Annotated in this window: 19 protein-coding genes and 1 pseudogene; 9 read left to right on the top strand and 11 right to left on the bottom strand. The window is 67.4% G+C overall.

The features are described 5' to 3' along the window. Positions 1 to 53 precede the first annotated feature (53 nt). Together VXM69_RS36895 and VXM69_RS36890 are read left to right on the top strand one after the other, a co-directional pair. Positions 54 to 1,466 carry an HD domain-containing phosphohydrolase gene (locus VXM69_RS36895; RefSeq protein WP_367190446.1) on the top strand — a complete coding sequence of 471 codons (1,413 nt, stop codon included), beginning with the start codon at positions 54 to 56 and terminating at the stop codon, positions 1,464 to 1,466. Between the two features lie 65 nt (positions 1,467 to 1,531). Continuing rightward, entirely contained in the window at positions 1,532 to 3,301 is a 1,770-nt protein-coding gene (locus VXM69_RS36890; RefSeq protein WP_367190793.1) for a histidine kinase, read from the top strand. 31 nt (positions 3,302 to 3,332) lie between these two features. On the opposite strand, the gene VXM69_RS36885 is transcribed toward VXM69_RS36890, so the two are convergent. The 3 genes from VXM69_RS36885 to VXM69_RS36875 all read right to left on the bottom strand — a co-directional run bounded on the left by VXM69_RS36885 (position 3,333) and on the right by VXM69_RS36875 (position 7,660). Continuing rightward, the gene (locus tag VXM69_RS36885; protein ID WP_367190445.1) at positions 3,333 to 4,487 is read right to left on the bottom strand and encodes a PHB depolymerase family esterase; all 1,155 of its coding nucleotides are present in this window, start codon (positions 4,485 to 4,487) and stop codon (positions 3,333 to 3,335) included. 264 nt (positions 4,488 to 4,751) lie between these two features. Continuing rightward, the gene (locus VXM69_RS36880) at positions 4,752 to 6,455 is read right to left on the bottom strand and encodes a cobalamin biosynthesis protein CobT (protein WP_367190444.1); all 1,704 of its coding nucleotides are present in this window, start codon (positions 6,453 to 6,455) and stop codon (positions 4,752 to 4,754) included. A 5-nt stretch (positions 6,456 to 6,460) separates the two neighbouring features. Then, positions 6,461 to 7,660, bottom strand: coding sequence for an AAA family ATPase (locus VXM69_RS36875; protein WP_367190443.1), 1,200 nt, complete (start codon positions 7,658 to 7,660; stop codon positions 6,461 to 6,463). Positions 7,661 to 7,721: 61 nt separating this feature from the next. Between VXM69_RS36875 and VXM69_RS36870 the strand changes: the two are divergent. After that, positions 7,722 to 7,984: pseudogene (locus VXM69_RS36870) on the top strand (LysR family transcriptional regulator); the annotation flags it as partial. Positions 7,985 to 8,060: 76 nt separating this feature from the next. Here the strand turns inward: VXM69_RS36870 and VXM69_RS36865 are convergent. Then, positions 8,061 to 8,981, bottom strand: a complete 921-nt coding sequence (locus VXM69_RS36865; RefSeq protein WP_367190442.1) for a LysR family transcriptional regulator — start codon at positions 8,979 to 8,981, stop codon at positions 8,061 to 8,063. 96 nt (positions 8,982 to 9,077) lie between these two features. Between VXM69_RS36865 and VXM69_RS36860 the strand changes: the two genes are divergently transcribed. Continuing rightward, entirely contained in the window at positions 9,078 to 9,692 is a 615-nt protein-coding gene (locus tag VXM69_RS36860; RefSeq protein WP_049030703.1) for an NIPSNAP family protein, read from the top strand. A gap of 179 nt (positions 9,693 to 9,871) precedes the next feature. On the opposite strand, the gene VXM69_RS36855 is transcribed toward VXM69_RS36860, so the two are convergent. Further along, on the bottom strand, positions 9,872 to 10,780 hold the full coding sequence (locus tag VXM69_RS36855; RefSeq protein ID WP_367190792.1) for a LysR family transcriptional regulator: 909 nt from the start codon (positions 10,778 to 10,780) through the stop codon (positions 9,872 to 9,874). Between the two features lie 95 nt (positions 10,781 to 10,875). Here VXM69_RS36855 and VXM69_RS36850 point away from each other — a divergent pair, with 95 nt between their 5' ends. Next, positions 10,876 to 11,364 carry a DinB family protein gene (locus tag VXM69_RS36850; protein ID WP_367190441.1) on the top strand — a complete coding sequence of 163 codons (489 nt, stop codon included), beginning with the start codon at positions 10,876 to 10,878 and terminating at the stop codon, positions 11,362 to 11,364. Between the two features lie 76 nt (positions 11,365 to 11,440). On the opposite strand, the gene VXM69_RS36845 is transcribed toward VXM69_RS36850, so the two are convergent. From VXM69_RS36845 to VXM69_RS36820, 6 genes are all read right to left on the bottom strand, one after another. Further along, positions 11,441 to 12,331, bottom strand: coding sequence for an AidA/PixA family protein (locus tag VXM69_RS36845; protein ID WP_124608321.1), 891 nt, complete (start codon positions 12,329 to 12,331; stop codon positions 11,441 to 11,443). A gap of 65 nt (positions 12,332 to 12,396) precedes the next feature. Then, positions 12,397 to 12,900, bottom strand: a complete 504-nt coding sequence (locus VXM69_RS36840) for an inclusion body family protein (protein ID WP_006483191.1) — start codon at positions 12,898 to 12,900, stop codon at positions 12,397 to 12,399. Between the two features lie 302 nt (positions 12,901 to 13,202). Further along, on the bottom strand, positions 13,203 to 13,586 hold the full coding sequence (locus VXM69_RS36835) for a GtrA family protein (protein ID WP_034192011.1): 384 nt from the start codon (positions 13,584 to 13,586) through the stop codon (positions 13,203 to 13,205). Positions 13,587 to 13,601: 15 nt separating this feature from the next. After that, complete coding sequence (locus tag VXM69_RS36830; RefSeq protein WP_367190440.1) at positions 13,602 to 14,645, bottom strand: glycosyltransferase family 2 protein; 1,044 nt, start codon at positions 14,643 to 14,645, stop codon at positions 13,602 to 13,604. Positions 14,646 to 14,669: 24 nt separating this feature from the next. Then, entirely contained in the window at positions 14,670 to 16,049 is a 1,380-nt protein-coding gene (locus VXM69_RS36825) for a glycosyltransferase family 87 protein (protein WP_367190439.1), read from the bottom strand. Beyond that, positions 16,046 to 17,284: a glycosyltransferase family 87 protein gene (locus VXM69_RS36820; protein ID WP_367190438.1), complete on the bottom strand. Its 1,239-nt coding sequence runs from the start codon at positions 17,282 to 17,284 to the stop codon at positions 16,046 to 16,048. The genes VXM69_RS36825 and VXM69_RS36820 overlap by 4 nt, the downstream gene beginning before the upstream one ends. Before the next feature lie 1,048 nt (positions 17,285 to 18,332). On the opposite strand from VXM69_RS36820, the gene VXM69_RS36815 reads away from it, so the two are divergent. The 4 genes from VXM69_RS36815 to VXM69_RS36800 all read left to right on the top strand — a co-directional run bounded on the left by VXM69_RS36815 (position 18,333) and on the right by VXM69_RS36800 (position 19,715). Next, a complete protein-coding gene (locus VXM69_RS36815; protein WP_069704812.1) occupies positions 18,333 to 18,524 on the top strand; it encodes a Flp family type IVb pilin in 192 nt (63 codons plus the stop codon). A gap of 141 nt (positions 18,525 to 18,665) precedes the next feature. Next, entirely contained in the window at positions 18,666 to 18,857 is a 192-nt protein-coding gene (locus VXM69_RS36810; protein ID WP_034191768.1) for a Flp family type IVb pilin, read from the top strand. A gap of 82 nt (positions 18,858 to 18,939) precedes the next feature. Then, positions 18,940 to 19,146 carry a Flp family type IVb pilin gene (locus tag VXM69_RS36805; protein WP_034191767.1) on the top strand — a complete coding sequence of 69 codons (207 nt, stop codon included), beginning with the start codon at positions 18,940 to 18,942 and terminating at the stop codon, positions 19,144 to 19,146. 29 nt (positions 19,147 to 19,175) lie between these two features. Further along, complete coding sequence (locus tag VXM69_RS36800; protein WP_175027737.1) at positions 19,176 to 19,715, top strand: prepilin peptidase; 540 nt, start codon at positions 19,176 to 19,178, stop codon at positions 19,713 to 19,715. Positions 19,716 to 19,718: the final 3 nt, after the last annotated feature.

The following is a 19,718-nucleotide window of genomic DNA, read 5'->3' as shown; positions in this document are numbered from 1 at the left end:
CGAGGCCGGCCGATGTTGCAGAGAGGACGTGAACAATCGATCCGAGGCCCATTGTGACGACATCTGCAACGAACGGCGTGAATGGCGTGCCATCCGAAACCCCCGACGCAACAGCGGCTTCCGGCGACGCCGAACGCGCCCCGTCGATCCTGCTGGTCGACGACGAGCCGAACGTGCTGTCGGCGCTCAGGCGCGTGCTTCGTCCAACCGGCTACGACGTCCTGACCGCCGACAGCGGCGAGGCCGCACTCGCGATCCTGGCGTCGACGGAGATCGACCTGATCGTGTCCGACATGCGGATGCCGCACATGAGCGGCGCGGAATTTCTGGCGCGCGCACGGGCGTTGCACCCGGACACGATGCGCATCCTGCTGACCGGTTATGCGGAGATCGCGTCGGTCGTGCAGGCCGTCAACGAAGGCGGCGTGTACCGCTACCTGAACAAGCCGTGGGACGATCACGACCTGCTGCTGACCATCGAGCAGGCGCTGGAACAGCGCAGCTTGCGCCGCGAAGCGGCCCGGCTGGCCGCGCTGACGGAAGCGCAGAACGACGCGCTGCGCCGGTTCAACACGGAACTCGAAACGCAGGTGCGTGCGCGCACCGAGGAGCTCGGCCAGACCGTGATGTTTCTCGAGGCCGCGCAACGCGACCTGAAAAGCAGCTTCACGGCGATGGTGCAGGTCTGCGCGAGCATGATCGAACTGCGTTGCGGCGCCGCCAGCGGCCACGCGATGCGGGTCGGCGAGATCGCGCGCCGGCTCGCGCTGGCGGCACAGATGAGCGAGCTGCACGCGCAGGACGTCTATTTCGCGGGGCTGCTGCACGGCATCGGCAAGCTGTCGCTGCCGGACGAATTGCTGCACAAGCCGCTCACGCGGATGACGACGGACGAGCAGCGGCTGTTCCACGAGCATCCGTTGCGGGCGCAGATGGTGCTGACGCCCGTCGCGCAATTGCACAAGGTCGCGTCGATCGTGCTGCACCAGTACGAGCGCTTCAACGGGCGCGGCACGCCGGACGGGCTGATCGGGGAAGCGATCCCGCCCGGCTCGCGGATCGTGGCGATCGCCCGCGATTTCGAAGGGCTGCGCCACGGCGAAATCGGCGCGCCGCATTCGATCGAGCAGGCGATCGACGTGTTGCGTTCGCAGGCCGGCGTGCGTTACGACCCGCTACTGGTCGAGCGCTTCACCGAGCTGATGCGCGACCCCGCGAGTCTCGGCATCGCGGCATCCGTCGCCGAGATCCGGTCGGCGCAACTGCGCGAAGGCATGCGGCTCGCCGACGATCTGCGCACGCATCGCGGCGTGCTGCTGATAACGAAGGGCAGCGTGATGTCCGCGCATCAGATCGAACTCGTGCGGCGCTTCGAGACGCGCGAAGGGACGCCGTTCGACATCCTCGTGCTGGCCGGCCCGGCGGCGTCGGCGCAGGCGCCCGACGCAGGCGCGCCGCCGGCGTGACGGTCGCGGTGCGCGTTCGACCGCGCACCGCGACGATGCCTTCACCCAGCCTCGGGCGCCCGACCATGCACGGCACCTACAACGTCCCGCTTGTCCTGCTGTCGCTCGCGATAGCGACGCTGGCCTCCTACACGACGCTCGACCTCGCGGCGTTCATTTCGCTGCTCGACAACCCAAAGCTGAAGCGGGCCTGGCTGGCGGGCGGCGCGGCGGCGATGGGCACCGGCATCTGGTCGATGCATTTCGTCGGCATGCTCGCGTTCTCGCTGCCGATCCCGCTCGGCTATGCATGGCAGGGCACGGGCATCTCGCTGGCGATCGCCGTGCTCGTGTCGTACTTCGCGCTGAACGTCGTCACGCGCGCGCGGCTCGGCTGGCGGCGGCTGTGCGCGGGCGGCGTGCTGATGGGCGGCGGGATTGCCGGCATGCATTACACGGGCATGGCCGCGATGCACATGCAGCCGGCCATTCGTTACGATGCCGCGCTGTTCGCCGCATCGATCGGCATCGCGGTGATCGCATCGACGGCCGCGTTATGGATCGCGCAGGCATTGCGCGCGCGGCAGGCGCGCCACGCGACCGTGCAACGCATCGGCGCGGCCGTCGTCATGGGCGCGGCCATCACCGGCATGCACTACACGGCGATGGCCGCCGCGCATTTCGCGGCGGATGCACGGTGCGGCGCCGCGCAAGGGGTCGACGCGCCGTGGCTCGCGACGACGGTCGCGCTGTTTACGATGGCGACGCTGGTCGTCACGCTGATGCTGTGCCGTTTCGATGCGCGCACCACCTTCCTGCGCGGCATGACCGACACGCTCGAGCGGCTTGTGCGGTTGCGAACCGACGAACTCGAACGCGCGCTGCGCCGCTACGAGCAGACGACGCAGATGCTGCAGCGCACGCGCGAGAACATGGCGGCCGAGATCGACGAACGCAAGGCCGCGCACGCGCAGCTCGAACAGGAGAAGGACGAACAGCGGCGCCTGCTGCATGCGCTCGCGGAAACGCACGACCAGTTGCTGCAGTCGGAAAAGCTCGCGTCGATCGGCCAGCTCGCGGCCGGTGTCGCGCACGAGATCAACAATCCGATCGGCTTCGTCAGCGCGAACCTCAATACATTGAAGGCATGGGTGCGCAACCTGCTCGACGTGATCGCCGCGCACGAAGCCGCGCTGCCGCAGCTCGATCCGACCACCCGCGACACGCTGACAGCCGTGCGCCGGGCCGCGGATCTCGACTACGTCCGCGACGAGATCGTGACGCTGATCGACGAATCGATCGACGGCGCGCTGCGGGTGCGGCGCATCGTGCAGGACCTGCGCGATTTCTCGCGCCCGGCCAGCGACGAATGGCGCGTCGTCGATCTGCACGCGGGGCTCGAGAGCACGCTCAACGTCGTCCACAACGAACTCAAGTACAAGGCCGACGTCGTGCGCGACTACGGCGATATCCCGCCCGTCGAATGCCTGCCGTCGCAATTGAACCAGGTATTCATGAACCTGCTGGTCAACGCGGCGCAGGCGATTCCCGAGCATGGCGTGATCACGATCCGCACGTCGAGCGACGGCGATCAGGTGTCGATCGAAATCAGCGATACCGGCGCGGGCATGACGCCCGACGTCATGCGGCGGATCTTCGATCCGTTCTTCACCACGAAGCCGGTCGGGCAGGGCACGGGGCTCGGGCTGTCGGTGTCGCACGGGATCGTCGAGCGCCATCGCGGCACGATCGACGTGACGAGCGCGCCGGGGCGCGGGACCACCTTCCGGATCCGCTTGCCGGTCCGGCGTGCCGTCGACCGCGCGAGTGCGGCGGCGCTGGAGCAACGCGCGTGACGCGATCGCCGCCCGCCGCTCGCGTCGTGCGTCACGCCGGTCGCTTGCGGCGCTGACGACGAAAGAAATGCCAGAACATCGCGCTCGCGTCCGGCCCCGTCGCGGAATGGAACGGCTCGCGCGGGTCGCCGCCGCTCCATGCATGCGGCAGCCGGTGGACGATGCACACCCTGACGACGAGCCGCCCGGCCTTCAGATAATCGACGTAAGCGGCATCGTTTCGCGCGTAGCCGTGTTGTTCGCCGACGCGGATCGCGCCGTGTTCGTCGACGAGCCGGTTGAGCCGCGCGAATGCGATGCCGAGTTGCGTCGCGTTCCGGTCGGTGACGACCGTATCGAGCGCACCGTGCACGACGAGCGCCGGCATGCCCGGATAGGACGCGACGTCGGCGCAGGCGTCGAGCGCATCGAGCGGGTCGTCGCGGATGCCGCGTCGCATCAGGCTCATCGCGGCCATCGCCGACGACGGCGGGGCAATGGCCGGCCCCGAGTGCAGGCCCACCGCCGCGAAACGGTCGGGATACCGAATCGCCAGTGCCGCCGCGAGCCCCGCGCCGGCCGACAGGCCCGCCACGTAGATCCGGTCGCGATCGAAGCCATGGTGCCGCACGATCGCATCGACCAGCGACACGACGGCCGCGGCTTCGGACTGCGTCGCATCACCATGCCAGTGCCAGCAGCGGTGCGCATGCGCGGTCTTGGCCTGCTCGGGAAACAGCACGGCGAACCCCGCACGCTCGGCGAGGCGGCACATGCGCGTGCCCGCTGCAAACGATTCGGCGGTCTGCTTGCAGCCGTGCAGCATGACGACGACCGGCAGCGCGGCTGTCGCGGCCGGCGCGGCGGGAAGATAGAGCGCGTACGCCAGATGATTGACGAGGCGGCCGGCGCTCGGGCCGGCGGAGTGAAACGAGCGCAGCCACGTGCCGGGCGGCGTGTCGGACGCCGCGCGTGCGGCATGCGCGGTGCGCGTGCGCTTGGCGGAACGGACGCTGGCCGCCGGCGTGGAGGCCCGTCGAGTGATTTTCCCGGCGGCGTTTTGCGGCGCCTTGGCGGAGGCGACTTGCGGTGCGGCCTTTTTGGCGGCCGGCCGCGTCCTGCCGGCCACCTTCTTCGGCCGCGCACCGGTCGCGATTGAGAGGAGTTCGAGAGGCCGCAGCCAGAGGCTGGATCGTTTCCTGGGCATATGCAGTTTCGTGCCGGCTGCCGGCCGCGGCAGTGCGAGGCGGCCGGATTCGCCGTCGGGATGAAAGTCGACCGGCTGCGGAGCAAGGTTCGTGCTGCCGCCCGCGACCGCAGCGGAACCGGGCGGCCGAGCGCATGCAACGGAAAAACGCGATCCTGCGTCGCGGCGGCGATTCGACCCGGCCAAGCGGAATGGTAACCGTCCGATGTGACTTGTGTGCGAACCGCAATGCCGAAGTCCGCTTCCACCCTGCCGCGCGCAGCGCTACCGGCGATCCAGCAGCGTGTCGCTCAGTACCGCGAACGCCGCGCCCGGCAACGCATTCAGATGTTCGACCACGCGGCTGACCGGATAGAACGACTCGACCGCATCGTCGAGAATGCCGACGCCGATCAGTTCGACGCGCCGTGCGCGCAACGCGTCGACGCGTGCGTGCAGGTCGGTGCGCAGGATCGCCGGGTGGCCGTCGCCGGTGGCCGGGGAGCCGTCGGACAGCACCATCAGGATGCGCCGGCGTGCGGGCGTCGACAACAGCCGTTCCGCGGCCCAGCTCAATGCCTCGCCGTCGGGATTCTCGTGGCCGCATTCGAGGCACGCGATGCCGCTCGGGTTGTCGGAATCGAACCGCTTGTAGACCCGCAGGTCGAGCCGTTCGACGAACCGGTTGTAGCCGAACGTGCTGAGACCGTCGTCGATCCAGCGCTGGTAGTGCGCGCGCATCGCCGCATCCTCGGCGGAACTGTAGCCAAGCACTTCGCACGCGAAGCCGAGCTGAATCAGCGCGTCGCACAGCGCGGCCGCGCAGAGCGTCGCGAGTTCGATCTTGCTGCCCGCCATCGAGCCGCTGCAGTCGATCAGCAGGCTGACCGCCGCGTCGCGCCCGGGCGTCGCACGCCTGACGCGAAACGGCGTGCGGTAGCCGGGGGACGTCGCGACGCGGGCGAGCGCCGCACGGTCGAGATCGCCGCGTTCCTGTTCGCGCTTCCAGCGGGTGTGCTCGTCCACCTTCAGCGCCCGTTCGAGCTGCCGCTTGAGCGCCCCGGTCTGGGCGCGGGCCGCGCCGAGCAGACGATGCCAGCGCGCCGGTTCGCCGCGGCCGGTGAAGTCCGCCACCGTGTCGAATGCGGTGGTCAGCGGGACCGACAGCAGCGGCCGGTTCTCCGTCGACAGGCGGATCGCGCCGGCGGACGCATCGCCCGGCGTCGGCGGTTGCGCCGACGTTGCCGTGTCGGCGATCGTCGCGGCGCCGGATTCGGCGGCGGCAGGCGCGCGCGCATCGTCCGCCGCGCCCTGGCCGTCCGGGTCGAACTCGGCGGCGATCGCGTCGCTGTCGATCGTGCTGCCCGGATCGGCCGTGAACATCATGTTGTTGGCGCCGGCCGACGCCAGCGCGCGCACGCGTTCGACGATGCGCCGCGCCGCGCGGATGCTGTCGGCCGTCGACGTCGCGGCGCGCGCTTCGTCGACGACATCGTCGCAGGCGGCCAGCGTCGCGTCGAGCGATGGCAGGCGCTCGACGGCTGCGGGCCGCTCGTCCCACAACGCGCGCTCGATGCGCCACAGCAGCTTGTCGCGCCATGCGACGCGCGGCCACCGGCGCAGCGTATCGGCGCCGGTCACTGTCCGCATCCGGCGCAGGAACGCCTGCGCGCCGGGATAACGCGCGACGAGGCACGCGGCTGCGCGGCGGTCGTCGATCGCCTGCGCGAGCGCGCGCACGGCGGGCGATGCGAGCGCGGCCACGGTGTCGCTGGCGCCGAAGCGCAGGCGCGCCGCATGCAGGTCGACGAAGCCGGTGAGGGCAGCGTCGTCGATCTCGCCGGCGAGCCATCTGTCGGGCAGCACCAGCACGTCGTGCTCGATGGCCGGGCCGTGGTTCGCGAACCGCACGTCGATGCCGTGCCGTTGCGCGAGCGTGCGCGCGAGGCGGCCCAGACGCTGCGCGCGTGCGTCGTCGTCCCGGTTCATCGGCTTCACCCGTCCACGTCGATGTAGTGACGGATGATGGTGCGAATCAGGTCGGCGTCTTCCGTGTCGACTTTCGCGTAGATCGTCGGGCCGGCGGCGGCTTCGGGGTCGCCGGTACGCAGCATCAGTTCGGCCCAGTCGAGCAGGCGCCGTGTCGAGAACGCGCTCGCCAGATCCTCGCGAACGAACGCGGCGCGGCAGTCGGCCGCGATCGCGGCGAGCGTGTCGGCCATCGCCGCCGACATCGCCGCGCCGAAGGTCCGCTGCAGCACGTGCGCCTCGTCGGCCGGCGGCAGGTAGTCGAGGTGGTACACGCGCCAGCGGTCGAGGAACGCCTCGTTCATCACGTTGGCGCCCTGGTACAGGTGGCGGAACCGTCCCATCGCGCCCACCGCGTTGGCGGTCGCGAACAGCCGGAACGACGGATGCGGGGCGACGATCTCGTTGCCTTTCTCCTTCAGCAGCAGGCTGCCGCCCGGCTCGAGCACGGCGGTCAGCACCGCGAGGATCGCCGGTTCCGCGAAGTCGATCTCGTCGACGATGAGCCACAGTCCTTCGCGCATCGCGGTCGGCAGCACACCGTCGATCCAGACCGTCTCGCCGCCCTTGACGGTCCAGAAGCCGACGAAGTCGCCCACTGTCGTCTGGCCGTTCATGTTCGAGCGCAGCACGCCGTGGCCGGTCCGCGCGGCGGTCTGTTCGATCAGGCTCGTCTTGCCGGTGCCCGTGTGGCCGATCAGCAGGATGCGGCGGTTCTCGACGACATCCTCGAGCGCGCTCGTCGCCCGCGCGGTAAACAGGTAGGCCGGATTCGGCGGCGGTACGAGCGGGCCGCCGGGGCCGCGCGGCATCGGCACGCCGCCTACGCGCACGAGGTGGGCCGCATCGGGGGCCGCGGCCGGTCGCGACGCATGCGCACGACGCAAGTCCTGCATGAATCCGTCGCGATGCGCGGGCGGTGCGCGGTCGTCGGACGCGCGCCGCACGAAGCCTTCCCGAAGCCACTTGTGCAGCTTCGCGTCGAGATTGTCGGCATCGACGACGGTGTCGACCGACGTGCTGCCGTCGGGCCGGCGATGCTGGATGCGGAACAGGTGCGCGCGCTCGGAGCGGCTGACGAGCCATTGTCCGGCGGACGGGTCGGCCGGGTGCCGGTAGACGCCGAGTACCGGCGGCGCGGAGGAGGGGGCGGCGGGTGCATTCATGGTGGCGGACGGGCGTGGTCGGTCAGCGCTTCATGGCTTCGATGCATCGTGCCGATTGTATAGGCTTGCCGAGCGAGAGGTCGTGCTGGCGTTGCCGGGTTTCCCGGGTTGGGGGCGATCGTCCGGACGACCGATCCGATCACGGCGTTGCCGCGTCATGTCGGCCAGACCCTGGCTCAGGCGAGCGGCCTGGCGGTTCATGCCTGCCCGGTCCCGGTCGAAGGCTTCGCGGTACGGCAGCATTGGCAGGCGCGCGATCACCACGAGGCCGGCGACCGGTGGCTGCGCGGCGTCGTGATTCGACCGTTCGGTGCGGCGCCCTGACCGGCGGCTTCGGCGTTCAGGATCGACACAGGACGTCGCGCGGCGGTGGCGCGGCGGTTTCCGGGCGGTAGCCGTATCAGGCCCGATCCGTCGTTTCGGCGCCGAAGCGGTCCACCACGAATTCGGTGAAGCTGCGAAGCTTCGGTGATTTCCGCGTCTCTTGCAGATAAAGCAGCGTCATCGATCGTTCGGGAGCGGCGAAGTCCGGCAGGATCTCGATGAGGCGCTGCTCGCGAATGTCGTCGCGTATCAACATCGAAGGAAGCATCGCGATACCGAGCCCGCTCAATGCCGCCCGGCGCAACGCATCCGCACTGTCGGTCTTCAGTCTGCCGTCCACGGCGACGCTCATCGGCCCGTCCGGACCTTCGAGCATCCATCGCGATTGCGCCGCGTGCCACGCCGATCGAGGCGGATAGGCATACGTCAGGCATTGATGCTCGCCAAGCGTGTGCGGGGTGGTCGGTGCGCCATGTTCGGCAACGTACGCGGGCGATGCACAGAGCACCAGCCGGTACGGCGCGAGCGGACGCGCGACCACGTCCGCGCCGGCGAACGCGCCGATGCGAATCGCTGCCTCGAAACCCTCATCGAACAAATCGGCGAGCGAATCGGTGGCGACGATATCGAGCTTGATCTCGGGGTAGCGCCGGTAATAGTCCGGGAGCGCGGGAATCAGGCACTCGTTCGTAAACACCACGGGTGCCGTCACGCGCAAGCGCCCGCGCGGCTGCTGCAGATGATCGAGCGCCAGCCGCTCCGTATCGTCGACCAGACCGAGGACTTCGACGCATCGCGCGTAGTAGGCGTGGCCGAACGCGCTGACTTTCTGCTTGCGCGTCGTGCGGTGGACGAGGACCGTGCCCAGGCGGCTTTCCAGCGCCTGCAGGTAGTTGCCGACCATGGTCGGCGACAGATCGGACGCTTGCGCGGCCGCGGTCAGGCTACCCGTTTCCACGATACGGACGAATACGGCCATCGCCTTGAGGAGATCCATTGCGCAATGGTACTGGATTCTGTTTCAAGGCGACGCGCGTTGATCGGCCGCCGCTTCGGTCATACATTGCGACATCCACGCGAAAGGAGGGCAGCCATGCTGTATGAACTCACGACGTTGTCGTGTCCGCTTACAGACCAGGATAGGGTGTCGCGCCGCGCGCATCGCTGGGTATCCGATGCCGGCGCGCCAGGGAGGCTACTGGGCGCATGGCGCACGGAGATTGGCGAGTTGTCGCGGATCGTCGTGCTGAGGGGCTTCGACACGACGGATGAATTGCAACACGAACGCAATCGGGCCTTGAGCGCCGGGCAACCTTTCGGGATTGAAAGCGCGTCCGTTCGATTGACGATGGAAAGCTATGCGCTGTTTCCTTTTCTACCCGAGATCGAACCGCGGGTATTCGGCGATTTCTACGAGATTCGCCGCTACTGGCTGAAAGCCGGCGGTATCGCGCCGACCATTTCCGCGTGGGAACGGGCGGTGGGCCCGGCCAAAGACTATACGTCGCATCTCGTTTGCAACATGTACGCGCTCGATGGACCGCCGCGTATCGTGCACATCTGGGGATTCTCGAGTCTGGAAGAGCGGATGGCGTTGAGAAAACGGCACTACGCGGCGGGTCTCTGGCCACCGGCCGGCGGCCCGGAACAGATCGAAAGGGCGACCTCGACGATCGCGTTGCCGGAGGCGTGGTCGCCGTTGCATTGAACGCGCCGCCGGCGCAGGCCATTTTGGGGGCAGTGCGCCGATCGGTCACGCGCCGACTGTATTGCCGCGATTGCCCGACCGGGCGGTGAGCGCCGGCCACTTCGCTCGAGCTGGACGGATCGGGCGGAGAAGCGCGGTGCGACGGTGGGCGCCGCTCGCGCGAGCCTCGACGAGCGATGCTAGGCGATCGCGCCGGATACGGCATCGAGCAGCCAGCTTGCGACGCGCCGGCTCGCGTGGCTGCGGCTGCTCGCGCGTCGTTGGATCAACGATGTTTGCGCGAGACATGCGAGCGGCATCGCGTCGAATTTCACCAGCTCGCCGGCAGCCAGATGGTCCGCAACCAGCGACTGGCGCGCGAGCGCGACGCCGGCGCCGCGGCGAGCAGCCTCGATCATCAACCCTGCGTCGTTGAACACGATCCGCCTGCGCGGTTGCCGGATCTCGCATCCGTTGAGTTCATGCCACGCGTCCCACGACTGGTGGCGCGATCCGCCGAGACGGCTGCAGTCGTCCTCGAGCAACCTCATCCCCGCGAACGGCTCCGCGCGACACGCAGGGCTTGGCCGGTTGCCCGGCGCGTGGACCGGTACGAGCACGTCATCGGCTGCCGTCATCCGTTCTCCCGGCATGCCCGCCTTCGGATGCAGGCGGATCGCGAGATCGAATTCGCCGTCGTCGATCGCGACGATCTCGTCCGACACGTGCACCTCGAGACTGATGTCTTCGAATGACAGGGACAGCGCTTCGAGCCGGGGAGCGAGCCAGCAGTGCGCGAACGATGAAACGACGGACAGGCGGACCGTTTCCCGGCGATCGGCGAGCCGGCTGTCGGCCCTCGCGAGCGTTCGCAGCACGCCTTCCGCCGTGGCCAGATAGGCCAGGCCATCACGGGTGAGTGCGAAGCGGCCCTGCTCTCGATGGATCAGGCACGTCCCGAGGCGCGTTTCGAGCGCGGCCACGCGCTGGCTGATCGCACTCTGCGACACGCCTATTTCGACAGCCGCCTGCCTGAAGCTCTTCAGCCGGGCGACCGCCTCGAAGGCCCGAAGCAAGTGCGTTTGGGGCGGATCACGGCGTACGGGCATCATCAGACCTTATAGCTGATAAGAAAAACGCGATCGACAGCGACCATCCGGACCCATAGATTACCCGGACGGAATCAAAAGACAAGGGAACGGCGATGACGAATCAGTTCGAGATGCTGGCGCGCTGGACCGCCTGGGCGAATGAGCGCATGTATCAGGCATGCGCCGGCCTTTCATCGGATGAGTATTTTCTCCCACGCGCATGCGCGTTCGGCTCGATCCACCATACGCTCAATCATCTGCTTGCCACGGACCGCATCTGGCTCGGCCGGCTCTCCGGGGAAGGCCACGCCATCCCGACCCTGGACTTTGTCGTCTGCGACGATTTCGACAGCCTGCGGACCGAACGGCGAGCCGAGGACGAGCGGCTCGCGCGCATCGTCGGCGCTGTCGCGCGCAACGACCTGAACGCCGACGTGAACTACACGAGCATGGACGGAACGCCGCAGCGCAAACCGCTCGGGCTGGTCCTTTCTCATCTTTTCCTTCATCACGCGCACCATCGCGGTCAGGTTCATGCGTTGCTGTCGCAAACGCCCGTTGCGCCGCCCGCCCTCGACGTCACGTATTTTCCGCTCGGGTGATCCAAGCTCGAGTGGAAAGAGCGGCGCGTGCGGGCGGAAAGTGCGACGATCAGGTGTACTGGATGTGCCGCGCCGCTCACGCGATCGGCCACTGCAGGATCACGATCCCGTCGTTGTAGTCGCGGTCGGCGCCGTCTTCGGCGCCGAGCCAGCCGAGCCAGACGGTATCGCCGGCGGACAGCGGCGCGAGCCGCGCATCGGTCGCGGATGGCCGGCCGTTGGCCGACGCGTCGATCCGGATCCTGCCGCCGCGCGAGTTCAGCGTGAACTGCCTGACGCCGTCGTTGCCGTTGCCCGCGAACGACGCGGCCGGTTCCGGTGCGTCGTCGATGAACAGCTTCAGGTCCTGCCGGTCGGCGGCATTCGCGTAGAAGGTCGCCTTGAAATCGGTATTCGGCGGCAGCGTGAAGCTGCCGTTGCGGTCGGACGACGGCTTGAAACCGGGCTGCTTCGTGTCGGGCCGGCTGCCGGCGATCTCGATCGTCGTTTCCCAGCGGAAGTAACCGGACACCGCGCCGTCGCGATCGAGCACCGCGAAATCGGCCGTGCAGATGGTGGTGCCGGCCGCCAGCACCTCGCTGCGCCACACGTGGTCTTTCATCGGCCGGCACGACGGATGAAGCAGGTCGTCGCCGTCCGGCACCGGCTTGGCGGCATCGCGCACTTCCGCTTCGATCGGCGCGACGATGCCGGCGTCCTTCAACGCGAACCGGATGAACAGCACGCTCAGCTCCGCACGCAGCGCCAGCGCGGTTTCGCGCAGATGAAGCTCGTCGCCGGGCGACAGGCCGGCAAACAGCCGGTTGTCGTTGTGGCCGACCTGCCCGGCGTCGCCCGGGCTCAACACGTAGATGTGCCGGCCGTCGATCACGGTCGGCGCATCGGCGTTCCGGCTCGCATCGGGGTGGGCCGACAGCAGCGTGACGGCGTCGACGACCGCGAGCACATCGCAACGAAGACCAGACATGAGCACCTCCTGCGCAACAAGGGGGCGGCACGGGCAGCCGTCGCGCGGCCGCCCGCCTGCCGCGATCAGTTATGGATCGAGATGAACGGATCCCACGAGAAGCAGCCCTGGCTCTGGCAGTTGCGATCGATGATCTGGAACTGGAAGTGGTAGGTCACGCGGCCGACCTTCAGGCATTCCGACGACCAGTAGTAGTTCGCGACTTTCTGGCACGTCGGCACTTCCGGCTTGCTGGTGTTCGGCACCGGGATCGACGCTTCCGCCACCCGCGGCGTCGGCGTCGAGATCAGGTCGTTGCCGACGTTGCCGATGAACTTGTAGAACACCACCTGGTTCTCGAAGCCCAGCGACAGGCTCGTTTCACGCCAGCGGATCAGGTCGCCGACCTGCGCTTTCAGATCGAGCTCGCCGCCTGCCTGCCCGGAGATGACGTTGTCCTGGTTGGTCACCATATAAACATAACGCCAGTCGATCAGCGTCGGAGCGGCCGGGTTTTTGCTGGGATTCGGATATTTTTTGAGAATGGTTTCGGTATCGAACGAAACGAGCACATCGGTAACGCGTGACATGGAAGCTCCCGTTTGAAGTAATGGGACTTATCGTTGCGCGAATTGCTTCGTGCGGCCGCCATCGCCTTGTGCCGCAAGGATTTGCTCCGGAGGCGGCAGGTGCTGAAGCGACGGCGAATGCAGATTATCCCGTTCGGTTAATTATGGAAGCTGTAAAAGTAAACAGGTCGTTATGATTAAATCGATTAGTAATTTTAAAATCGGAATCAATCGATTCGATACGCCACATAAATATGGCGACATTGAATCTGTTAATCGTTTGACCGATTATCGGCGGGGAGGAGGAAACGCGGGCGGGCCGTTTACCGGTAGGTCCACAGCCGGTGCAGCACGAACGTCGTCGGCGGGATCAGCAGCGCGATCGCGACGATGCTCATCCCGCGCGACAGGTCGAGTGCTTCGGCGCCGCGCGCCAGCAGCATCGTCTCGACGAAGCCGACCAGCGTGACCGCGAGAAAGCGCACCAGGTTGCGCGTGCGCACCGTCGACGCGAAGCTCCACAGCGTATTCGCGAGATACGAGAACGCGGTCGCGCACAGGAAGGCGACCGCGTTCGCGGCCACCAGCGTCGCGTCGAACAGCGCGAACATCGCCGCGGCGACCAGCGTGTGGAGCGCGGTCGAGCACAGCCCGGACACGCCGAAGCGCACCAGCCGCGTGCGTTCGGCGTGGAGCAGGTCGATCATGGCGGCGCGCATGCGTCAGCGGGCGCCGATCCGCGCGTGGGTCGGCTGCGTGCGGCGGCGGGCGGCCTGGCGGCGCGCGTCGCGCGCCACCGGCAGCTCGATCACCTTGGCGTGCACCTGGTAGCGGCGGCGGATCAGGTAGACGGGCCGTTGCTTCGACTCGTCGTAGATTCGCCCGATGTATTCGCCGACGACACCGATCCCGATCAGTTCGATGCCGCCAATGAACAGCGTGACCGAGATCAGCGACGCGTAGCCGAGCACCGGATTGCCGAACAGCAGCGTGCGGAAGATGATGAACGTGCCGTACAGGAACGCGAGCGCGGCGATGCCGACGCCGATGTAGGTCCAGCTGCGCAGCGGCACCGTGCTGAAGCTGGTGATGCCTTCCAGCGCGAAATTCCACAGCTTCCAGCCGGAGAACTTCGAGTGCCCGGCGCTGCGCGGGTCGCGCTGGTACTCGACGATCACGGTCTTGTAGCCGACCCACGCGAACAGCCCCTTCATGAAACGGTGCCGCTCGGGCAGGCTACGCAGCGCATTCACGACCCGGCGATCCATCAGCCGGAAATCGCCGACGTTCTCCGGCAGTTTCACGTCCGACAGCATGTTGTGCACACGATAGTAGATCGCGGCGGCGGTGCGCTTCGCGAACGAATCGCACGCGCGGTTGCTGCGTTTCGCCGCGACGACTTCCGCGCCGTCGCGCCAGTGCTCGATCATCACGGGGATCAGGCTCGGCGGATCCTGCAGGTCGGCGTCGAGCGGAATCACCGCGTCGCCGGTGGCTTCGTCGAGGCCGGCCGTCAACGCCGCTTCCTTGCCGAAGTTGCGGGTGAGGTCGATCACGCGCACGCGCGGCTCGGTGGTGCCGATCCGGACCAGGCGCTCGAGCGTGTCGTCGCGGCTGCCGTCGTTGACGCAGACGATCTCGAAGCGGATCGCGTCGATGGCCGTCAGCAACGGCATCACGACGTCGAAGAAGCGCTCGACGGCCTCGCCTTCGTTATAGAACGGCACAACCAGCGAAACGAGCGGTGTGTAGCGTGGTTCCCGCATGATGACTCCCCTTGTCATGTCGCGTCACCGGTCGGCGCCGATGGTCGGGCGGTCGGTGCGGCGCATTCCGTACGCCGGGCGGTGGTGCGGCCGGACCGGATGCGTGAATCCGGTATCGGTCGAGTGGTCGTGCGCGTCGGGCATCGACGGCACGTCGTGTCTTTCCTGCGCGATCCGGCCGACGAGCAGCGCGAGCGACGCCAGCGTGACGAGCGGCATGAACTGGAACGGCAGATGCGGCATGACCGCGAGGCCGGCGAACGGCATCAGCCACAGCAGCATCAGCCATTCGCGATCGAAGCGCCGCCAGCCGTGGGTCCATGCATAGCGGGCGTACCACGCGATCACGAGGCCATACCAGGTCAGGTCGTAGTCGTACAAATACGGGCTGACGAGCAGGCACGCGCATACGAGCGTCGCGGCGCGCAGCGCATAGGAGCACGCGCCGCGCCATGCGTAGACGACGGCGATCGCGGCTGCCGCGGCCGACAGCAGTTGCAGGCCGCGCGCGACGAGCACGGGCCAGCCGGCCATCGTCGCGAGCGCGAACACGGACGGCATGCGCGCGAGCTTCGCGTGACCGGTGCCGACGACCGCGTAGACGTTGCCGATCACGTGCGCGAACGTGATCCACGGGCCGATGCCGAACGCGAGTGTCGCGAGCGCGACGCTGCCGGCGATCGTCGCGGCCCACGCGGCCAGCGCGCGCCACTGGCCCGCGCACAGCAGCGCGAGCGGGAACAGCACCGCGAGCTGCGGCTTCATCGTCAGCAAGCCGAAGCAGATGCCCGCCACCGCAGGCCGGCGGTTCAGCGCGAGCAGGCCGACGCCGGCGAGCATCGCGGTGAAGAGGCTGGTCTGGCCGACGATCACGGTGAGGAATGCGCCCGGGAACGCGAGCGCGCACAGCCAGGCGGCATCGCGCTGGACGATCGCGTGGATCGTCGCGGCGAACAGCGCATACGTGACGGCGAGCCACAGCACGAGCGCAAGCGTGTACGGCAGCCAGCCGAGCGGCAGCACGAGCAGCAGCATCGTCGGCGGATAAAGCCACGGCAGCGCGCCGCCCGCGAGCGTCATCGTCGGGACGGCCAGCTTCTGGACCGCGAACAGCGCGGGGAAATGCCACGCGTCGGCGCCGTGGCCGTGCGCGGCGAGCCACGCGGCGCTCCAGATCGGCGAGAAGTCCTGCGACAGCGGTTCCAGCGCGCCGTTGTGCGACAGGAGCACGCGCGTCACGTAGATCACGATGAACAGCAGTTCGGTCAGCAGCGCGGCGGCCGCGTAGAGGCGCACGCGGTCGCGATTGAGCCAGTGCGGGTAGCGGCGCGGGCCGGCGATCGGCAGCTCCGGATGCACGTCGACGGATGCATGCAGGTGGCGGGCGAACGCAGGCGTTTTCATCGTGCGCTCCCGGATGCGAGCGCCGTGCGGCGCACGACGACGAACAGCACCGCGAGCAGCACGATCGGCCCGATCTGCGGCAGCTTCATCAGCCGGTTCAGCATCTCGAAGATCGGCAGCAGCCACGCGAGCACGAGGATGCCCTGGTCGCCCGGCAGCCAGCCCTCGTCGAGACCATGCGCGATCAGGCAGAAGACCGCGATGCCGAGCCACGTCAGTTCGTAGTTCCACAGATACGGCGTGGTCAGCAGCGTGGCGACCGCCAGCACCGCGCCGCGCAGGCGCATGTCGCGCGTACGGCGCCACACGCCGACGGCCGCGGCGATCGCGAGCAAGGCTACCGCCGCCTGTGCCGCGAGCGCGGCGGCCACCGGTGCGCCCGCGAGCCGCAACGCGGCGAACGGCGTCGGCGACGCGAGCCAGTACGACGCGAGCATGAAGTGCTGCTCGCGTACCGTCGACATCGCATGCGACAACCCGTGCAGCGCGGCCGGGCCGGCCAGTGCGACACCGGCCGCCGCGAACAGCGCCGCGCTGATCGCCGCCGCCGCGAACGTGCGCCAGGCGCGCGTCGCGATCAGCACGAACGGGAACACCACGGCCAGTTGCGGCTTGATCGCGAGCAGGCCGATCAGCACGCCGGCCACGACGGGGCGCCTGCCGAGCAGGTGCAGCGCCAGCGCGGCGAGGCCGGCGGTCAGGATGCTGTTCTGCCCGAACAGCGCGGACATGCACACGGCCGAGTACGCGACCACGACGAGCGCCGCGGCGCGCGGCACGGGAAGGTGCGCGCGCAATCCCGACAGCCTCGAGACGGCGAACGCATAGCATAAAAGACTGCCCGCGAAAAAGAGGAAGTAAGCGGGCAGGAAAGGCACGAGGGCAACCGGCGCGATGAACAGCAGCATCGTCGGCGGATAGAGCCAGGGAAGCGGCCGGTGTTGAAGAAACGCACCGAAGTGCGCGAACTCGGCCTGCACGAATGACGAAGGGTCGTAGGCCGATGCGGCATGGCCTTGCAACACGAGATGGGAAGCAGTCCAGAAGACCGAGAAGTCGGTGCCCGGACGGGCGATGGCGCTCGACGTGAAGCCGTCGGTCACGACGCCCCACACCACCAGCAGCGCGGCGAAGAGCATCAGCATGACGCAGCTGTACGGAATGATCCGGTCCGCCGTCAGCCATTGAGCGCAGCGGACGGCGCGATCGCGCGTTTCACGATTGGCTGTGTACATGATGCCCCGTATGTCGTGGTGGCTGCGTGGTCTGTCGCGGCCGTCTGATGTTGTCGTGCCTGCGGATCGAATCGCGTTGAAACCGCGTTGTCCGGTGAATTCATTGTTGAAGAAAAAATCGCGCGATGCAAACCACGCACTGGCAGACGATATGGGGACTGTCGAATAACGGGCTTGAAAACCCCGTTTTCAGGTATGAGAAATCCACGCGATCGGGTTTCATGTTTCCGGCGTGAAACATTCCGCGATTTTTACCGGCGTTGCAGCCCGCCGAACGCGCGGCACGCGACCGGCTTACCGCGTCCGGGAAAGTCCCAACGAAATTTTTTCCGGCCTTTGTGCAGCGCGACGACCGACATTCGGACCAGCCGCACCGGCGTCCCCGGATCGTTCAAATTTGAAACATATCGGTCATCGGGCCTGGGTCAGGGGAAGGCCGACATCGCTGGAACCCTTGACACGCCTCGATTTCGCTGAGCATGGCCTGCTCTTTGCGTAAGCGTTGGCACGGCAGTCGACGATGTGGCGACCGGCGGTTCTGAAGGCAGACACATGGAACCGGCCTCGGCGCCACATGCGGAAAAAATGACCGGAGCGCGCAGGGGAATACACAGCGCCAGGTCGACGAACCGCGCAAACGATCGTCGATCGACTTATCAGACCCGGAATCTTCAGGGCAATAAGACATCGGCATGGCAGCAGACGGGGAATAAAAATGAAAGACCACAGCACATCGCGGCTCGCAATCCGCGTTAAAAACATATTGCGGATTTGCCGGGCATTCGTTTCCCGGTCAACTGGATTCCATGCGTCGAATGGCCGTCGTGCCGTTCCGGTCGCCCGGCCAGCCCGGTTCATCCGGATGGTCGCTCCGTATCCGCCTCTCTCGCGCTCCGCTTCACTGATTCCCGTTCGCACGGACGACGGTGTGCATCCCCGTTCCCGCCGCTGAGCGTCGCGTTTCGATTTTCTTGTAGTGCCGGTGGTGCCCGCCCCGACGTCGCGATCGACGAAGGGAATTCAATAGCAGTCCGAAAGGAGAGTACTCATGTCAAGAATCATCGAAAAGATCGCGTGGTTGATCCGGGATCAGCGAGGCGTGACGGCCATCGAATACGGCCTGATCGCCGCGCTGATCGCGATCGGCATCGTCGTCGCGCTGACGACGATCGGTACGGATCTGAAGACGGTGTTCAGCACGGTCGCGGCGGATCTGGACTCGATAGTAGCGGGCATCTGATGGACGGTACGGCGAACGGCTCGCCCGCTTCGTTCGTCGGCACCACACGGCATCAACAACCTGCCTCGACGTATCGATGCACGGTCATCCGACCAGCCGGTGCTCGAGGGTTTTGAAAGTCACCACGAAAGGAGATTCACCATGTCCAAGTTCATTCAACAAGCCGGCCGTTTCGTTCGCGACGAGGACGGCGTGACCGCCATCGAATACGGCCTGATCGCCGCACTGATCGCCGTCGGCATCATCCTGGCGCTGTCGACCATCGGGAAGGACCTGAAGACCGTGTTCAGCACGATCGCGGCCGACCTGGATTCCGCGGTTGCCGGTATCTGATGGACCGTGCCGCGGACGGCTCGGCCGGTGCAGTGCTCGAGCCGTCCCCGGCCATTCAGTCAACCTGGAACCGGAGACCATCATGGCAGCCACGATGCGTGCCGTCCGTCGCTGGATCGTCGACGAGCAGGGCGTGACGTCGATCGAATACGCGTTGCTCGCGGCGATGTTCGCCACCGCGGTGCTCGGCAGCGTCGTCACGCTGAAAGGCTCGCTTGCCGATACGTACGAGGTGATTGCAGCGGCCGTGACGGCCGCGGTCACCACCGCGCTGGCAATGGTTTCCTGATTCGACGAATTCGACCCGAGAGGTTCGCCATGCTACCTGTTGCGCCGCCTTACCCGATTCCGTTGTGCGTGACGCTGCTCGCGGTGGCGGCGGCCAGCACGGATATCGCGTCTCGCCGCATTCCGAACCGTCTCGTCGCGGTCGGGCTCGTCGGCGCGCTGGTTGCGCAGTGCATGCTGCACGGCTTGCCGGCCGGCGCACTCGCGTGGCTCGCCGGTGCCGCGACCGGTTTCGGCCTGCTGCTGCCGTTCTACCTGTTGCGCGGAATGGCGGCCGGCGACGTGAAGCTGATGCTCGCGATCGGCGCGTGGGTCGGGGCGGAAATGACGTTCTACATCGTGCTGGCCACGTTCCTGGCCGGCGGGATCGGCGCCGTTGCGTTCGCGCTGTTGCGCGGCCGGATGCGCCAGATGTGGGCGAACGTCCGCGTGCTGATCGCGCGCCGTTCGCAGGGGGCGCACGCGGAGGCCGCCGGCGGCTCCGTGGAAATCGCCTCGGTCGGCACGCTGCCGTATGGCGTCGCGATCGCGGCCGGCACGCTGGGCATGTTGTTCGCGTCGTGCGCATAGCGC

It is taken from the genome of Burkholderia sp. Ed8, assembly GCF_040761425.1.
Taxonomy (GTDB): domain Bacteria; phylum Pseudomonadota; class Gammaproteobacteria; order Burkholderiales; family Burkholderiaceae; genus Burkholderia; species Burkholderia seminalis.
Note: the sequence above shows the minus strand (reverse complement) of the source record. Positions and strands in the feature narration are given on the sequence as shown.

What these genes read in the sequence shown, in the direction of transcription:
- VXM69_RS36890 (WP_367190793.1), top strand. Translation starts at nt 1,532, where the DNA reads ATGCACGGCACCTACAACGTCCCGCTTGTCCTGCTGTCGCTCGCGATA.
- VXM69_RS36885 (WP_367190445.1), bottom strand. Translation starts at nt 4,487, where the DNA reads ATGCCCAGGAAACGATCCAGCCTCTGGCTGCGGCCTCTCGAACTCCTC.
- VXM69_RS36880 (WP_367190444.1), bottom strand. Translation starts at nt 6,455, where the DNA reads ATGAACCGGGACGACGACGCACGCGCGCAGCGTCTGGGCCGCCTCGCG.
- VXM69_RS36875 (WP_367190443.1), bottom strand. Translation starts at nt 7,660, where the DNA reads ATGAATGCACCCGCCGCCCCCTCCTCCGCGCCGCCGGTACTCGGCGTC.
- VXM69_RS36865 (WP_367190442.1), bottom strand. Translation starts at nt 8,981, where the DNA reads ATGGATCTCCTCAAGGCGATGGCCGTATTCGTCCGTATCGTGGAAACG.
- VXM69_RS36860 (WP_049030703.1), top strand. Translation starts at nt 9,078, where the DNA reads ATGCTGTATGAACTCACGACGTTGTCGTGTCCGCTTACAGACCAGGAT.
- VXM69_RS36855 (WP_367190792.1), bottom strand. Translation starts at nt 10,780, where the DNA reads ATGCCCGTACGCCGTGATCCGCCCCAAACGCACTTGCTTCGGGCCTTC.
- VXM69_RS36850 (WP_367190441.1), top strand. Translation starts at nt 10,876, where the DNA reads ATGACGAATCAGTTCGAGATGCTGGCGCGCTGGACCGCCTGGGCGAAT.
- VXM69_RS36845 (WP_124608321.1), bottom strand. Translation starts at nt 12,331, where the DNA reads ATGTCTGGTCTTCGTTGCGATGTGCTCGCGGTCGTCGACGCCGTCACG.
- VXM69_RS36840 (WP_006483191.1), bottom strand. Translation starts at nt 12,900, where the DNA reads ATGTCACGCGTTACCGATGTGCTCGTTTCGTTCGATACCGAAACCATT.
- VXM69_RS36835 (WP_034192011.1), bottom strand. Translation starts at nt 13,586, where the DNA reads ATGATCGACCTGCTCCACGCCGAACGCACGCGGCTGGTGCGCTTCGGC.
- VXM69_RS36830 (WP_367190440.1), bottom strand. Translation starts at nt 14,645, where the DNA reads ATGCGGGAACCACGCTACACACCGCTCGTTTCGCTGGTTGTGCCGTTC.
- VXM69_RS36825 (WP_367190439.1), bottom strand. Translation starts at nt 16,049, where the DNA reads ATGAAAACGCCTGCGTTCGCCCGCCACCTGCATGCATCCGTCGACGTG.
- VXM69_RS36820 (WP_367190438.1), bottom strand. Translation starts at nt 17,284, where the DNA reads ATGTACACAGCCAATCGTGAAACGCGCGATCGCGCCGTCCGCTGCGCT.
- VXM69_RS36815 (WP_069704812.1), top strand. Translation starts at nt 18,333, where the DNA reads ATGTCAAGAATCATCGAAAAGATCGCGTGGTTGATCCGGGATCAGCGA.
- VXM69_RS36810 (WP_034191768.1), top strand. Translation starts at nt 18,666, where the DNA reads ATGTCCAAGTTCATTCAACAAGCCGGCCGTTTCGTTCGCGACGAGGAC.
- VXM69_RS36805 (WP_034191767.1), top strand. Translation starts at nt 18,940, where the DNA reads ATGGCAGCCACGATGCGTGCCGTCCGTCGCTGGATCGTCGACGAGCAG.
- VXM69_RS36800 (WP_175027737.1), top strand. Translation starts at nt 19,176, where the DNA reads ATGCTACCTGTTGCGCCGCCTTACCCGATTCCGTTGTGCGTGACGCTG.